General features: G+C 72.9%; 8 protein-coding genes. 5 read left to right on the plus strand and 3 right to left on the minus strand.

The window, feature by feature from the left end; genetic code table 11:
* Nucleotides 1-114 precede the first annotated feature (114 nt).
* Nucleotides 115-7,074: a glycoside hydrolase domain-containing protein gene (locus HZS56_RS10385; RefSeq protein WP_216720443.1), complete on the minus strand. Its 6,960-nt coding sequence runs from the start codon at nucleotides 7,072-7,074 to the stop codon at nucleotides 115-117.
* A 415-nt stretch (nucleotides 7,075-7,489) separates the two neighbouring features.
* The gene (locus HZS56_RS10390; protein WP_216720444.1) at nucleotides 7,490-8,392 is read right to left on the minus strand and encodes a phosphotransferase; all 903 of its coding nucleotides are present in this window, start codon (nucleotides 8,390-8,392) and stop codon (nucleotides 7,490-7,492) included.
* Between the two features lie 240 nt (nucleotides 8,393-8,632).
* On the opposite strand from HZS56_RS10390, the gene HZS56_RS10395 reads away from it, so the two are divergent.
* A complete protein-coding gene (locus HZS56_RS10395; protein ID WP_216720501.1) occupies nucleotides 8,633-9,664 on the plus strand; it encodes a C40 family peptidase in 1,032 nt (343 codons plus the stop codon).
* A 97-nt stretch (nucleotides 9,665-9,761) separates the two neighbouring features.
* Here HZS56_RS10395 and HZS56_RS10400 read toward each other — a convergent pair whose 3' ends face one another.
* The gene (locus tag HZS56_RS10400; RefSeq protein ID WP_216720445.1) at nucleotides 9,762-10,604 is read right to left on the minus strand and encodes a helix-turn-helix transcriptional regulator; all 843 of its coding nucleotides are present in this window, start codon (nucleotides 10,602-10,604) and stop codon (nucleotides 9,762-9,764) included.
* A gap of 256 nt (nucleotides 10,605-10,860) precedes the next feature.
* Between HZS56_RS10400 and HZS56_RS10405 the strand changes: the two genes are divergently transcribed.
* From HZS56_RS10405 to HZS56_RS10420, 4 genes are all read left to right on the plus strand, one after another.
* Nucleotides 10,861-11,799, plus strand: a complete 939-nt coding sequence (locus HZS56_RS10405; RefSeq protein WP_216720446.1) for an SDR family oxidoreductase — start codon at nucleotides 10,861-10,863, stop codon at nucleotides 11,797-11,799.
* Nucleotides 11,800-12,014: 215 nt separating this feature from the next.
* Complete coding sequence (locus HZS56_RS10410; protein ID WP_216720447.1) at nucleotides 12,015-13,853, plus strand: gamma-glutamyltransferase family protein; 1,839 nt, start codon at nucleotides 12,015-12,017, stop codon at nucleotides 13,851-13,853.
* Nucleotides 13,854-14,192: 339 nt separating this feature from the next.
* Nucleotides 14,193-15,038: an inositol monophosphatase family protein gene (locus tag HZS56_RS10415; protein WP_216720448.1), complete on the plus strand. Its 846-nt coding sequence runs from the start codon at nucleotides 14,193-14,195 to the stop codon at nucleotides 15,036-15,038.
* A 110-nt stretch (nucleotides 15,039-15,148) separates the two neighbouring features.
* Nucleotides 15,149-16,558: a phytoene desaturase family protein gene (locus HZS56_RS10420; RefSeq protein ID WP_216720449.1), complete on the plus strand. Its 1,410-nt coding sequence runs from the start codon at nucleotides 15,149-15,151 to the stop codon at nucleotides 16,556-16,558.
* Nucleotides 16,559-16,581 lie beyond the last annotated feature (23 nt).

Raw genomic sequence — 16,581 nt, forward strand, 5'->3', positions numbered from 1 at the left:
GGTCTGGACGTGACGCCCCCGCCGTGCGTGGTGCGGCACGGCGGCGGCGTCGGGGTGGGCCGGGGGTCGCGGCTGCGGTCGTGGTTCTGGAGGGTCAGCCGGGGCCCGTGGTGGTCACCAGCGGCCCCAGGCGTCCTCCCACTCCCGGGAAGGGGACCAGAGCCCGGTGTCGTCGTGACCGCCACCGCCACCGCCACCCTGGTTCCAGGGACCGCCGGGACCACCGGGTCCGCCGGACCAGGGCGGTCGGGGGGCGTGGTCGATCCGCTGGAAGCCGACCGTGTAGGTGCGGCTGTGCTCGCCGTTGGCCGACGTCACCGTGACGGTGCGGGTGGTGAACCCGGGCAGGGACGAGGACACGGTCCTGCTGCCGTCCGTGACCTTCACCCGGGCACCGGACGCGGCCGCCACGGCGCCCACGGCCGGGATCCTCCCGTGCTTCGGCCAGTCCACGACGTACGTGCCCACCTCCGGGTCGAACCCGTCGACGGGAGCACCCCCCACGGTGAGCGCGGAGGCGTCGGCGACACTGGCCTTCGTGGCGTCCGGGAAGCCGGTCACCGTGACCGACCCGTCGGCGTTGACGGTCACGTCCGCCGCCATCGCCGCCGCCAGGTTGATCCGCTGCCAGCTCGGCCCGCCGGCCGCGGTGAGGTCGAGCGGCAGACCGGAGTCCGTCGCGGTCTGTTCGAGGACCTGCGTCCGCTGCTCCTCGGTGAGATCGGGGAAGGCCGTGACCAGCAGCGCCGCCGCGTCGGACGGTGCCTGGAGTTCCTGACCGGCCTCGCCGACCGCGGAGAACCCGTAGGACAGGCGCTGCGTGTACAGGTCGACGGTCTCCGCCGTGTCCAGACCGGCGTAGGGATCGCCCGCGCAGGCCGTGAGCGTGTCGCCGTACCCCTCCTCCTCGCACCGCGCGAGCAGCACGTTCTCGATCTCGGTGTGCGCCTGCTGCAGCAGCCCCTCGAACGCGGGGTCCGCCCAGCGGTGCGCCACGGTGGCCTGGGCGGTGATGCGGCCGCCCATGACGTCGAGCGGGTAGTGGAACCCGAGGACGAGGCGGTTGTCCCCGTACTCCGAGGTGCGCGCGAGGATGGACGGCGCCAGGTCGGGCAGCAGCGTGGCGAGGATCGTCCCGGCCTCGTAGCCGCCGTAGGTGTGGCCGCTCGGGTACGAGCCCTGCTTCGCGAGGCCGTCGTACGAGCTGTCCTCGGACTCGTAGATGCGGCCGCCGTCACCGGCGAAGCCGAGCCGGACGTACGGACGCAGGTAGTTCCAGCGGTTCTTCGCCGCGTCGTGGGTGTCCAGGTGCTTGGCGACGCGGGAGAACAGGGCGCTGGTCTTGGGCAGTTGTCCTTCCTTCAGGGCTTCGCCGTAGAGCGGTCCGAGCCGGGATCCCAGGCCGTCGGCCATGGTGACGGTGGCGCTGTTGGAGGCGTCCACCTCGGCCCGGTCGACCTGCTTCTGTGTGGCCGCGTTGTTGACGGCGACGGTGATCCGGTCGTTCTCGGCGCCGAGTTCGCTGCCCGCGGGCAGTTCGCTGTTGGCGCCGAGGGTGCCGGGACCGAGGTCGTCGAAACCGCTGAGCAGGTGGGTGAAGTAGTCGCTGTCGTCGCCGGTCCCCGGCCACTCGTCCGACGGGTAGTCGGCATCGAGCACGTCGTCCGGGAAGGGCGACGGCTCGTAGTCCGACGGGTCGGAGGCCGCCGCGGTGCCGGTGCTCGCCATGGTGCCGGTGCTCGCAGTGGTGCCGGTGCCGGCCGTGGCCGGGGCCTTCGGGGCGGGGTCGGCCGAGGTCCCTGCGGGGGTGAGTGCGATGACGGTGGCGGTGTGGGTCTTCGCCTTGCCCGCGGTCGTGAGCAGCGCCGACCGAGTGGTGCCGGACACGTGCGCGGTGGTTCCGTCGTCGAGGGCCACGGTGTAGCCGACGACCGGGAATCCGCCGTCGCCGGCGGGCCGCCAGGTCACGCGGACCTGCCGGCCGTCGGTGACCACGCCGGTGACGTCCGGCGCCTGCGGCCGGTTGTCGCCGGTCACGACGGGCCGGGTCGCGGGGCTCGGGGCCGAGTCGCCGAGCGCGTTCACCGCGCGGACGCGGGCCGAGTACGACGCGCCGTCCTTGAGGGCGGTGAACACCGTGCTGCGGCTTGCCGGGTCGTCGATCTCGACCTGGTGACCGCCGCTGAGGGTGATCTCGTAGCCGGTGACGGGCGAACCGCCGTCGTCCTCGGGCGCGGACCAGGTGACCTTCACGCTCGTGCCGGACACGGTCGCCGACACGGCGCCGGGCGCGGACGGCACCGTCCGGTGCTTCGTCCTGAGCGCCGACACGGCCTTGTCGAGGGACGTGTACCGCGCCGTGAGGGTGGCGTCCGACGCCGCGTCGTCGGCGACGGCGTCCTTCGCGGCGGTGAGCGCGGCGGTGAACGCCTTCCAGGAGGCGTCGGTGTAGCGCTCGTTGGTGAGGGCGGACGCGGTGGTGACCAGGTTCTCCAGCTTCAGCCGCGGGAGCGGGACCAGCTGGTTGGCGGCCAGGCTGAGGCTGCGGGTCTGCAGGTCGGCCTCGAGCTGGGTGACACCGTCGGCGTCCAGCAGGGCGCGGGCGGCGGCGAGTTCGCGTGCGAACACCCCGAAGTCGATCGTGCCGTACCGGTCCTTCTCCTCGGCCAGGCCCTCGTACTTCTCCACCGCCTTGCGCAGGTCGGCCAGGTCCGTCTCCGCGGGTGCCTCGACGTGGTCGAAGGTGATCTGCCCGAGGTTGGCGACGTAGGGGTGCGAGGAGTCCGCGTTCGTCGTCAGCCGCAGGTGCACGGAGTGCGTGCCGGTGATCGCCTTCGGCAGGGTCAGGCTGGTGGTGCCGCCCGACGACCACGAGCTGCCGGTGACGGGCAGCGCAACGGTCGCGTCCGGCGTACCGGGGTCGTCCGCGTCGAAGGAGTCCAGGTGGATCTCGACGGCGGAACCGGTGCCGCAGCGGGCGGAGTTGTTGACGTAGGTGAGCGTGACGGTGTTCTTCGGCTCGTCGCCGAAGTCGATGTCGCCGTAGTCGAGCCAGGCGCCGTCGTAGGTGCCGCCGAGGCTGGTGGCCGAGCCGGCCCCTTCCCAGGTGGCCGGCTCGCTCTTCAGCCCGCCGCCGCTGTTCGACGTGAACCCCGTGGCGTCGAACACCACCGGGGCGTCCGCCTGCCGTGTCAGGGTGAGCGAGTAGACGTTGGCCACGTAGGGCTGGGCGTCGGTCTGCGTGCTGGAGACGAAGGCGGCGTACACGTCCTTGGCGCCGCCGAAGGTCTCCGGGTCGAGCCGGACGCTCGTGGTGGCCACGGTGCCCCAGCCCGAACCGGTGTACTCCAGGGGGATGTCGGCGGCCGCCGGGCCGTCCTTGCCGCCCAGGCGCAGTTCGATGTGCGAGTCCGAGGCCGCGCGGGAGCGGGGCTTGTCGTAGCTGACGGTGACGGTGTCGGCGCCGTCCGCGAGGTCGGTGTCCCGCCACTCGGCCCAGGCGCCGTTCGTCACGTTCTCGAAGACGCCGTTGGAGAGGTTGAGGGGCAGCGAACCGCCGCCGGTCGCCGTGGTGTTGGCCGTGGTGAGGGCGGCGACGGTCGTGACGGGGGAGGAGGAGTCGGGCTCGGCCGGCGAGAACTGGTACCAGTCGAAGTTCGACACCCACTGCTGGCCCGCCGGGGCGTGGAAGACGAACGTCGCGGTCGACGCGTCCAGCAGCGCCTGCGGGTCGGTCACGGCCGCCTGCACCGTGGTGTAGTACTGCCAGCCGCCGGTCCCCGGCAGGGAGACGGTGGCGACGACGGGGCCGTCGGCGTCCCCGGCGTGGATGTCGACGCTGCTCGGTTCGGCGTCCGGCGCCTGCGAGTTGGCGTAGCGCACGGAGACGCTGCGCGGGGCGACCCCGCCGAAGTCCAGGTTCCGGTACTGCTCCCAGGCGCCCTCGGTGACGCCGCCGAGGTCGCCGTCCGAGTGGTACGCCTCCTTCACGAGGCTGGGGCCCTCCATGTCGTCGGGGTCCTCGGCCTGGAGGACGGCGTAACCGCCCTCGTCCAGGGTGAGCGCGTCGATCGCGGACTTCAGCGCGTCGTGCGCGGCCATCAGCGTGCCGGTGGCGGCGTCGGAGTCCGCGAGGACGGTCCGCGCGCGCTCCAGCGCCGTACGGAAGACCCCGTAGGAGCCGTCGGAGTAGTTGCCCTCGCGCACCAGCGACGCCTCGTCCACCAGCGCGCCGAGGCTCCCGCGGTGCACCGCGGCGGCCGAGACGACCAGCGGGTCGGTCACGGACACCCCGGCGCCGGTCACCGTCGAGGCCGGTACGCCGTGGGCGAAGGCCCGGTCGCGGAAGGTGAGGCCGACACGGGCGTCGGTCTTCGTCGTGCCTGTCAGCTTCAGCGACGCCGTGCGTCTGCCGGTGACCCGCAGGTCGGCCTTGACGCCGTCCGGCAGGCCGGTGACGCTCGCCGCGCCGGTCCCGGTGAGGCTGGTCCCGTTGCGCGCGGCGAACGACGCCCTGCCGGACAGCCGGAGTTCGACGGAGCCCTTGACGGTGCCGTCCGCGGCGGTGTCGACGCGGTCGGGGCGGGCGGACACGACGGTCGTGCCCTTGCCGGGACCGGAGCCGCCGTCACCGTCGCCCGTGTCGGTGTTCAGCGAGTACGCGGGTTGGGTGCGGGCGCCCCAGGACGACGGCTTGGAACCCATGTCGAACTTCAGGGTGCCGCCGGAGACGATCTGCGAGTAGTCCAGCCACGTGTTCGAGAACCGCTTGCCGTTCAGGCGCGCGCCCTGCACGTAGTAGTTGTCCGGCGAGACCCCGTCGGCCTCGACGGTGAACTTGGCGCCGTTGGCGTAGCTGATCGTCGTCGAGTCGAAGAACGGGCTGCCGATCTGGAACTGGCTGGAGCCCGCCGTCACCGGGAACAGCCCGAGGGCGGCGCCGACGAACATGGTCGACATGGTGCCCGCGTCGTTGTCCATGGTCGGCAGGAAGCCGTCCGGGGCGAGCTCGTACACCTTGGTCCTGACCGGCGGCCGGAACTCGCCGCCGGAGCTGGGCGCCTCGTTCGTGGAGCCCGTCGCGATGTACCGGTTCCAGGTCTCGCCGGTGTAGATGGCGCGGACCCACTTCTGCGTCAGGCTGGGCTCACCGACGTAGTTGAAGAGGTACGGGGCCTGGAGGTCGATCTCGTTGGCGTTGGAGTGCAGCATGGTCGAGCCGTCGTCGGCGTCCGAGTCCTCGCCGAACATGTGCCGGATCGCGGCCCGGCCGGCCTTCTCGCCGCCCATGGCCTCGATGAGGCCGCCCATGTCGTACGCGTCGTACCAGTGGTACTGCCAGAGGGTGCCCTGGTAGAGCCCCGCCTCCTCGAACTTCTCGTAGTCGACGCCCTGCCAGTCGCCCTTGCCGTCGCGCGGGGTGAGCAGCCCGACCTCGGTGCCGTCGTCGGCCTTCCAGGCGCCGGGCCTGACCAGGTTGTCGATGGCCATCGTCGCCTGCTCGCGCAGCTTCTTGGCGTCGGCGTCCTCACCGAGCGCGTCGGCGATGACGGACAGCGCCCACTGGTCGTAGCCGCGCTGGACCGTCGTACCGGGGTCACCGGCGACGTACCCCTGCCGCAGCTGCGTTCCCGTGTAGTAGCCGGTGTACGACTTCAGCGCCGGGTACGCCTCGTCGAGCCGGTCGAAGTCCTTGTACCCCTTGGAGACGGCGTCGGCGATCACGACCGCCGAGCGCTCCCAGCGCACCGTCGGCACCGAGTGGGTGAGGCTGCCGAGGCTCTTGCCGGACGACTGGGCGTCGGCGAAGAGGATGACGGCGGACTGCACCATGTCCCGGTAGCCGGCCGGGTCGATGTAGGCGGCGACGGAGTACTTGCGGAAGTCGTCCCAGGTGGACCAGCCGTCGTAGTACGTGAAGCCGTTCGCCTTGTGCACCGCGCCGTCGACGCCGCGGTACGTGCCGGTGGTGCTGGTGGCGTTCACCGGCAGCGCGTACATGCGGTACAGGTGCGTGTAGAACTGCTTGGTGAGCGTCGAGTCCGGGTCGGCCTTCTTCGAGGCCTGCACCGCGACGGTGCCGAGCGTGTCGTTCCACTCCGCCTTCGTCTGCGCGCGCACTTCTTCGAAGCCTCGGCCCGCCACCTCGTTGTGCTGGTCGGTCGCGGCCTGCTCGGCGCTGATCGGCGACAGCGTGATGCGCAGTTCGACGTCCTTGCCGTCGGCCTGGTCGAACCCGAGGACGGCGCCGGTGTCCGTGCCGTCCTGCGCGGTCGCGTCGCCCAGCGCGCCGTCGTCGCCCCAGCTGCGCAGCGAGGTCACGGGGACGTTCGTGGTGGCGTAGTAGTACAGCCGGTACGAGGCGCCGTTGAAGGACCCGGCGACGAGCCCGCTGATCGCGGTCGTCCCGTCCTTCAGCTTCGTCGCGTCCAGGGTCGAGCGGGTGCGGCTGGTGAAGTTGTTGGCGAGGTCGAGGACGAGCTGGGGCCGCGCTCCGTCGGGGAAGCTGTAACGCTCGAGGGCCGTGCGGGTCGTCGCCGTCATCTCGGCGTCGATGGTCCCTGTGTCGGACCCGAGGCCCACGCGGTAGGAGCCGGGCGTCGCGCTCTCGTCGTCGTGGCTGTAGGGGTGCGCGTAGCTGCTCGTGGCCGGGCGCTTGTCGTACTGCTCCGAGGTCGGGACCACCAGCAGGTCTCCGCCGCCGCCCGAACCGCCCACGCCGTCCAGGTTCGTGGCGGTGAACCCGGCGATGTGGTCCTCGTTGTAGTCGTACCCCGAGTGGTTGCGGTCCGGCACGGTCATCGGGTTGACCTTGGCCAGGCTGTGCGGTGCCTGCGCGCCGGGCAGGTCGTTGCCCGCGTCACCGGCGGTGGACACGAACGGGTCGACGAGCTTGGTGTAGTCCGTGCCGCCGGACGCCTCACCGGACACGCGCGCGGCGGGTGCGGCCGTGGCGGTGCCGCCGGCCGTCAGCGCACCGAGGCCGAGCGCTCCGGCGAGCACGGCGGCGACGGTGGCCCGCAGGGCCCGGGGCCCGGCCGCCCGTATCGGCGGTCTCTTGGATCTGTCAGGCATGACGAGTACGACCCTCTCCGTGTGGAGCAGTGGACCTGTGGACAACGTTGTCAGTCGGAACTCGGGACAGACGCCCGCCCCGGATGAACGCCTCCGCCATCACACAGGGAGAAGTCATACAACGGGGAAACAGGGTTCGTACAGGGGGTGCGCCGGACCGCGGTGCGATCGAGGTGCGTCGGGTTGTGCCGTGCCGTATCGCGGTGCGTCGGGCTGTGCCGTGTTGAGGGTGCGTCGGGCCGCCGCGCTGGGTGGAGGGGAGGGCGGGCCGCGTTGGGGTGGACGGGCCGCGTTGGGGTGGACGGGGAGGGCGAGCAGCGTTGCGTTGCGTTGGAGGAGAGGGCGGCCCGCGCTGTGTTGGAAGGGAGCGCGGGCCGCGTTGCATTGGAAGGGAGCGCGGGCCGCGTTGCGTTGGCTACGCGGCGGCGTCCTTCAGGACGCGGTCGAGCGCCGCCCGGCCCGCGGGGCCCCACGCCGGCTTGCCGCCGGGCAGGCCCCGGTCCCCGTTGCGGCCCATCAGCATGAGGAACAGGCTCTGCTGCGCGGCCAGTCCGCGGGCGCGCCGGACGGTCGCCCGGTCGGCGCGCGCGTACGCGGCGAAGAACCGCCCGGCGGCGCCCGCGGGCAGGAGCACCCACGCGGCCGCGAGGTCCCAGGCGGGATCGCCCGCGCACAGGTCGCCGAAGTCGACCACACCGGTGAGCGTCCCGTCCGCGCCGACGGCGTTCGCGGGATGGAGGTCGCCGTGCACCCACAGGGGCGGACCCTCCCACCCGGGGGCCGCGACGGCGTCGTCCCAGACGGTCCGGACGGCGTCGGCGACGTCCTCGGGGACGACGGCGTCGAAGAAGCGCTCGAAGCCGTCCGTGCACTCCTTGGGATGGCCACCGCGGTCCGCGGAGACCGGTGCGTCGGCCGGCGCCGGCACGTGCAGCGCCCCGAGGAAGTCCGCCAGCACGTCGGCCGCGTGGGCGCCGCGGCGGATCGGGGCGAGGTCGAGCGGCGTGCCGGGAACCCACGTCATGACGGTCCAGTGCTTGGGGAAGCGTTCGGACGGTTCGCCGAACCGCACCGGGGACGGCACCGGGAGCGGCAGGCGCGGGGCCAGCAAGGGCAGCCACCGCCGCTCCTTGAGCTGCAGCTCCGGGGTGGGGTCCATGCGCTGCATGCGTACGGCCAACTCGTCCCCGAGGCGCCACATCTGGTTGCCCCAGCCGCCCGGCACCTCGCGGACGGCCAGCCCCGCGAGGTCGGGATGCTGTTCCCGCAGCAGCTCGCGGACCAGCTCTGCGGTGATCTCGATCTCGGTGTCGGCCATGCGACGTCACGGTACGCGGGAGAGGCGTCACCGTACGCGGGAGCGGGCGACTTTCGCCTTGAGTCCCGAAATGCGCCCGCCGTGTGCAGTTTTTGTCTGATCAAGATTTGAACTGATCACAAGAAGGTCACTATGGTCAGCGCTGGCACCCCACTTGGGGATCACCCACAAGGGGTGACGGTGGAGGGGCACCCGCCCGTCGTGAGCGACAGGCGGCTGGAGGAGAAGGAGACCGCCCGCGTGGCCTCCCATCGTCGGCCCAAGCAGCCGAGCCGTGCCCGGGTGACCGTGATCACCGCGACCGCCGCCGCAGCCGTGGCGCTCACCTCCCAGGCGGCCAACGCCGCCCCGAGCGAGAAGCCGAGCAAGGACGAGGTCAAGTCCAAGGTCGACAAGCTCTACGAGGAGGCCGAGCGGGCCACCGACAAGTACAACGGGGCCAAGGAGAAGCAGGACAAGCTCGAGGGCGAGATCGACGACCTCCAGGACGAGGTCGCCCGCGGCCAGGCCGAGCTCAACGAGCTGCGCGACGGCCTCGGTTCGATGGCCAGCGCCCAGTACCGCTCCGGCGGCATCGACCCCTCCGTCCAGCTGTTCCTCTCCGCCGACCCGGACAACTACCTGGACAAGGCCTCCACCCTGGACCAGCTCAGCGTGCAGCAGGTCGCGGCGCTGGAGAAGATCCAGGGCAAGCAGCGCACCCTCTCGCAGCAGCGCAAGGAAGCCTCGGAAAAGCTGAGTGACCTCGCGGACACCCGCACCGAGCTCAAGAAGAAGAAGGAAAAGGTCCAGGGCAAGCTCGCCGAGGCGCAGAAGCTGCTCAACACCCTGACGGCGCAGGAGCGCCAGGAACTGGCCGACAAGGAGAAGCGCGCCAGCCGCTCGGCCGGCGAACGGGTCGAACTCGGCAACGAGGCCCCCGCCTCCGGGCGCGGCGCAGCCGCACTGTCCGCGGCGGCCACCCAGATCGGCAAGCCCTACGTCTCCGGCGGCACCGGCCCCAGCTCCTACGACTGCTCGGGCCTGACCCAGTGGGCCTACGCCCAGGCCGGCGTCCAGCTCACCCGGACGACCTACACCCAGCAGAACGACGGCACCAAGATAGGCCAGGGCGAACTGGCCCCCGGCGACCTGGTCTTCTTCAACAGCCTCGGCCACGTGGGCCTCTACGCGGGCAACGGCCAGGTGCTCCACGCCCCGTACCCGGGCACTTCGGTGCGCTACGAGTCGATGAGCACCATCGGATCCTTCCAGTTCGGCGTCCGCGTCTGACGACTTCAACGTCCGCGTCCGACGGCCGGCGTACGACGACCGGCGTACGACGGCAGGGCGCTCACCGCCGCGCCCGCCGTCCCCGGCGCGGGCCCGCTCACCCCAACGGCTGGGCCCCGACGACCGCGAGCAGGCGCAGCTTGTCGTGGCTCTCGGAGCCGGGGTCGGCGGTGTAGACGAGCAGTTGGTGCGACTGGTCGGGGTCGAGCAGGGTCTGGCAGTTCAGCTCCAGACGCCCGACCTCGGGGTGCACGAAGTGTTTGACCGTGCGCGGGCGGATGCCGACCTCGTGCGCGTCCCACAGGCGGCGGAACTCCTCGCTGCGCTCCAGCAGCAGGTCGGCGTAGTGGGCCGCCCTGGAGTCCGGGCCCCGCAGTGTGGTGACCCGGCGCAGCCCGGACGCGAACATGCGGGAGAGCAGGTCGTGTTCCTCGGGCGCGTACAGCGCCCGGGTGGCCGGGAGGGTGAACCAGCGGTAGCCGATACTCCGTTCCGGTCCGGCGAACCGGGTGGTGTCGCCGGTCAGGGCGACGCCGAGCGGCGTCTGCCGCAGGGTCTCCCCGAGTTCGGTGACGATCTCGGCGGGGGTGTCGGCCAGACGGTCCAGGATGCGCAGCAGACCGGGGCCGACGTGTTCGCCGACGGTGCCGCGGACGGGCGGGTGGTGACCGGCCAGGCGGAAGAGGTGGTCGCGCTCGTCCAGGGACAGGTGCAGGCCCTGTGCGATCGAGGCGATCATCTGCTGGGAGGGCTGTGGGCCGCGCTCCCGCTCCAGACGCGCGTAGTAGTCGGTCGACATGTGGCACAGCGCCGCGACCTCCTCCCGGCGCAGCCCACTGGTGCGGCGGCGCTGCCCCCGCACCAGTCCGACGTCCTCGGGCTGCAGCAGCTCCCGACGGCGTCGCAGGAAGGCGGCCAGCCCGCTCCGGTCGATCTCCATGGAGTCCTCTCTTCGGTGCCGTCTTCTCGGTGCCGTCCTCCTTTCTATCGCCGCCGCCCCGCCGCAGCCACGGACGGCCGATCCCCCTCTCGGGCGACCCAGGGCTGCTCGGGTCTCCTCGCGAATCGCCGTTGACCTGCGCAAACGGCACCAGCCTGCCGTGCCGCGGACCCGCGATCAGGGGATCGGCAGGCCCTGCACCGCACCGGCGGATTCGGTCACGGTGGAGGCAACGACGCACCGAGGGAGCGCATCCATGCCACGCACCGACTTCGACATCACCGTCCCCGACCTGTCCGGCAAGCGCGCCGTCGTCACCGGCGCGAGCGACGGCATCGGACTCGGCATCGCGACCCGCCTCGCCGCCGCGGGCGCCGAGGTGGTCCTGCCCGTCCGCAACCCGCGCAAGGGCGAGGCGGCACTCGACGCGATCCGCGGGCAGGTCCCGGAAGCGGACGTCTCCCTGCGCACGCTCGACCTGTCCTCGCTCGACTCGGTCGGGACACTGGGCAAGACCCTGCTGGCGGAGGACCGCCCCGTCCACCTGCTCGTCAACAACGCCGGTGTCATGACGCCGCCCGAGCGCCAGACGACCGCCGACGGGTTCGAGCTGCAGTTCGGCACCAACCACCTCGGCCACTTCGCCCTAGTCGGCCACCTGCTCCCGCTGCTGCGGGCCGGCCGGGCGCGTGTGACGTCGCAGATCAGCGTGGCGGCGAACCAGCACGCCATCAACTGGGACGACCTGAACTGGGAACGCTTCTACGACGGCAGGCGCGCCTACAGCCAGTCGAAGATCGCGTTCGGCCTCTTCGGCCTGGAGCTCGACCGCCGCAGCGCCGCCGGCGACTGGGGCGTCACCAGCAACCTGTCACACCCGGGCGTCGCCCCCACCAGCCTGCTCGCCGCCCGCCCGGAGGTGGGCCGCGCCAAGGACACGGTGGGCGTACGCGTCATCCGCGCCCTGTCCGCCCGCGGCATCCTCCTCGGCACGGTCCGCACCGCCCAGCTCCCCGCCCTCTACGCCGCCACGTCGCCCGAGGCCGAACGCGGGGCGTTCTACGGCCCCAGCGGCCCGCGCCACCTGGGCGGCCCGCCCGCGCGCCAGAAGCTCTACAGCCGCCTGCACAGCGCGGACGAGGCCCGCAGGGTGTGGGAACGCTCGGAGGAGCTGACGGGGGTGAGCATCGGCTGACGTGCGCCGGCGTACGGCCCGGAGACCCGGAGCCGGGAGTCCGGGGCGGGAGGAGGCGCGGGGGTGCGGCGCCCGGAGCCCGGGGAGCGAGGAGGTGAGGATCCCGGGACTCCAAGGCCCGAGGGACTGGGGGATTCCCCCGCGCCGCTTTGTGATGTTGGATGGCCCGACCGACGTGTACAGACCACTGACGTATACACACACCGAGGTCGACCATGGGTTTCACCACGCGCCCCACCCTCCAGGGCACCTTCGGAATGGTGTCCTCCACCCACTGGCTGGCCTCGCAGTCGGCCATGGCGGTGCTGGAGGACGGGGGCAACGCCTACGACGCCGCCGTGGCCGGTGCCTTCGTGCTGCACGTCGTCGAGCCGCACCTCAACGGGCCCGCCGGAGAGGCGCCGATCCTGCTCGCGCCGGCGGGCGGTCAGGTGCGCGTGCTGTGCGGGCAGGGCGTCGCCCCGGCCGGGGCGACGGTGGCGCACTACAAGGGGCTCGGCCTCGACCTCGTCCCCGGCACGGGTCCGCTCGCCGCGGCCGTGCCCGGCGCCTTCGACGCCTGGCTGCTCCTGCTGCGCGACCACGGCACCAGGCCGCTGGCCGACGTACTGAAGTACGCCATCGGCTACGCCGAGGACGGGCACCCGCCCGTGGAGCGTGTCACGCAGACCGTCGAAACCGTCCGGGAACTGTTCGAGACGGAGTGGACGTCCTCGGCCGACGTCTACCTGCCGGGCGGCCGGCCGACCCGCCCGGGCGAGCTGCTGCGCAACCCCGCCCTCGCCGCGACCTGGCGCCGACTGCTCGCCGAGGTGGCCGGCGCGGGGGACCGGGAGGCGGAGATCGACGCGGCACGGGAGGTCTGGCGCTCCGGGTTCATAGCCGAGGCCCTCGTACGGCAGTCCGGGCGCCCCACCAGGGACACCAGCGGCGAACGCCACACCGGCACCCTGACCGCCGCCGACCTCGCCGGCTGGTCCGCGCACTACGAGGCACCGGCGACGTACGACTGGAACGGCTGGACCCTGTGCAAGGCCGGCCCGTGGAGCCAGGGACCCGCGCTGCTCCAGCAGTTGGCGCTGCTCCCGCCCGAACTGCCCGCCTACGGCTCCGCCGAGTACGTCCATCTGCTCGTCGAGGGCTGCAAGCTCGCCATGGCCGACCGGGAGGCCTGGTACGGGGACGCGGACGGCGCCGACCGGGTGCCGCTCGACGACCTGCTGTCGCCGGGGTACAACGCCGAGCGGCGGACACTGGTCGGCGACAAGGCGTCCTTCGAGCTGCGGCCCGGCGCGCCGGGCGGGCGTGACCCGCGGCTCAGCGCCCACGCGCGCGGGGCGGCCGTGGAGGCGGAGGGCCTCGACGCGCTGGGGGTCGGCGAGCCGACCGTCGCCAAGAGCCCCACCTCCCCGGTGCCCGGCGAGCCGGACGTCCGGGCCGACGGCGGCACCCGCGGCGACACCTGCCACCTGGACGTCGTGGACCGCTGGGGCAACATGGTCTCCGCCACGCCCAGCGGCGGCTGGCTCCAGTCCAACCCGGTCGTGCCCGAACTGGGCTTCCCGCTCGGCACCCGCCTCCAGATGACCTGGCTGGAGGAGGGCCTGCCGAACTCGCTCACCCCCGGCCGCCGCCCCCGCACCACGCTCACGCCCTCCCTCGCCCTGCGCGACGGGGTGCCCGTGATGGCGTTCGGCACGCCGGGCGGCGACCAGCAGGACCAGTGGCAGCTGCACTTCTTCCTGGCGGTCGCCCTGCGCGCACAGGTCCGGGGCGGCCTCGACCTCCAGGGCGCGATCGACGCCCCGAACTGGCACAACGACAGCTTCCCCGGCTCCTTCTTCCCGCGCGGCATGCGGGCGGGGAGTGTGACCGTGGAGTCCCGCATGCCGGAAGAGGTCATCGAGGGGCTGCGGCGCCGCGGACACGACGTCACCGTGGGCGAGGCCTGGTCCGAGGGCCGGCTCTGCGCCGTCGCACGGGACCCGGAGACGGGCGTCCTGTCGGCGGCGGCGAACCCGCGCGGCATGCAGGGGTACGCCGTCGGCCGCTGACCCCGAGCCTCCGGCGGCTGCTGCCCGGCGCCTCGGTTGTCTGCTGGGCTTGCGTTTCCGGCGGCTGGCGCCCCTCCGTTTCCGGCGGGCTGGTGCTCCGTGCGTCCGGCGGCTGCTGCCTGGCGCCTCGGTCGTCTGCTGTGCTCCTGCCTCCGTCGGCCGCCACCCCTCCGCGTCCGGCGGGCCCCCGGCGTCCGGCGGGCCGCCCCCTCCGCTTCCGGCGGGCTGCTGCCCCCGCGGCTTCGGCGGCCGCCGCCTCGCACCGGTTGTTCGTGCCGATTCCACCCGGAGTACACCACCCGGGTGGGGATTGTCAGTGGCGCGTGCTCTCATGGAGCCATGATCGAGACCAACGAAACCATCGACGAGTTTCTCGCCCGGCACGCCGACGACGTGGAGGAGGCCGTCCGCAAGGCGGCCGCACAGGAGATCATGCCGCGCCGCAGCAGGCTCACGGCACACGAGATCGACCAGAAGACCGCCCCGCACGACCTGGTCACCGACGCCGACCGCAAGGCCGAGCTGTACCTCACCGAGGTCCTGGCCCGCCTGCTGCCCGGCTCGGTGGTGGTCGGCGAGGAGGCGGTCCACGCCAACCCCGCGTCCTACGAGGCGATACGCGGCGACGCCCCGGTGTGGATCGTCGACCCGGTCGACGGCACCCGGCAGTTCGTCCACGGCGACCCGGGCTTCTGCACCCTGGTGGCGCTCGCCCAGCACGGCGTGGTGCTCGCCTCCTGGACCTACGCCCCCGTCGACGACCGGTTCGCCACGGCGGTCCGCGGCCGGGGCGCCCACCTGGACGGCGAGCGGCTCTACGCCGGACCTCCCGAGCCCGGCCGCGACCTGCGGGTCGCCACCTCCCACCCGGACTACACGACGGACGAACAGAAGCGCGACCTGCTCGCCCTGCGCACCCCCGGCGTGGCCCCGCGCCCCTGCGGCTCCGCCGGTCTGGAGTACCTGGCGGTGGCCCTGGGCGAGTCCGACGCCACCGCTTTCTCGTGGGAGGCGGCATGGGACCACGCGGCGGGGATCCTCCTGGTCGAGGAGGCGGGCGGCACCCACCTGACCCGCTCGGGCGAGCCCTTCCGCATCACCGGCGGCAACGACCTGCCGTTCACCGCGGCCCGCGACGCGGCCACCGCCCGCCGGGTGGTGGCGCTGCTGGCGGGCGAGGTCTGACCCGGGCCCCGGCCGGTGCGGCGGGACCCGCGACCGCGGGCCGCCGGACCCCGGGCATATCCTGATCCCGAGTGGCCATCGGCTGACGAAGGGGTCCGAAGGTGCCGTCGATGCTCGATGCGGTCGTAGTGGGAGCGGGACCGAACGGACTGACCGCTGCCGTCGAACTGGCGCGCCGCGGCTTCTCGGTCGCCGTGTTCGAGGCACAGGGCACCGTGGGCGGCGGGGCCCGCACGGAGGAGCTGACCCTGCCGGGCTTCCGGCACGACCCGTGCTCCGCCGCGCACCCGCTCGGCATCAATTCCCCGGCCTTCCGCGCCCTCCCCCTGGAGCGCTACGGCCTGGAGTGGCTGCACCCCGCACTGCCCATGGCGCACCCCTTCCCCGACGGCTCCGCCGCCGTGCTGTCCCGGTCGGTCGGCGAGACCGCCGCGTCCTTCGGGGCGCGCGACGCGGGCGCGTACCGCAGGCTGGTCGAGCGCTTCCTGCCGCACTGGGACACGCTGGCCCGCGACTTCATGTCCCTGCCGCTGACCGCGCTGCCCCGCGACCCGGTCACCCTCGCCCGCTTCGGCCTGGTCGGCCTGCCCCCGTCGACCTGGCTGATGCGGCGCTTCCGCGACGAGAAGGCCAAGACCCTCTTCGCCGGGCTCGTCGCGCACGTCATGGCCCCGCTCGGCGGCTTCGCCACCGGCGCCATAGGCCTGGTCTTCGCGCTCGCCGCGCACGCCCGGGGCTGGCCCGTGGCCCGCGGCGGCTCCCAGTCCATCTCCGACGCCCTCGCGGCCTACCTCAAGGACCTCGGCGGCACGGTCCACACCGACTACGAGGTCAAGCGCCTCGACGACCTGCCGCCCGCGCGGGCCTACGTCTTCGACACCTCGCCGACGGCGCTGGCCCGCATCGCCGGCCTCGGCAACCACTACGCGAACTACCGGTACGGCCCCGGCGTCTTCAAGATCGACTACGCCCTCGACGGCCCCGTCCCGTGGACCGCCGAGGAACCCCGCGCCGCGGGCACCGTGCAGATCGGCGCCGACAGCACGGAGATCGGCGCAGCCCTGCACGCGGCCTACGGCACCGACCGCGCGCCCGAGCGGCCGTTCCTCATCACCGTGCAGCCCGGCGTCGCCGACCCCACCCGGGCGCCGGCGGGCCGGCACGTCTTCTGGGCCTACGGCCACGTCCCCAACGGCTGGCAGGGCGACCTCACCGACGCCGTCGAACGCCAACTGGAGCGCTTCGCCCCCGGCTTCCGCGACCGCGTCCTCGCCCGCGCCACCGCGGGCCCGCCCGAACTGGCCACCCGCAACGCCAACTACGTCGGCGGCGACATCGCCTCCGGCGCGGTCAGCGGCCTCCAGCTCCTCCTGCGTCCCAAGCTGTCCCTGTTCCCCTACTCGACCCCGCACCCGGCCGTGTTCATCTGCTCGTCGGCCACCCCGCCGGGCCCCGGCGTCCACGGCATGTCGGGCCACAACGCGGCGAAGGCCGTATGGCGGAGACTGCGGCAGACCTGACCCGGACCACGCCACCCAGGACG

This window comes from Streptomyces mayonensis (genome assembly GCF_018982965.1).
GTDB lineage: Bacteria > Actinomycetota > Actinomycetes > Streptomycetales > Streptomycetaceae > Streptomyces > Streptomyces mayonensis.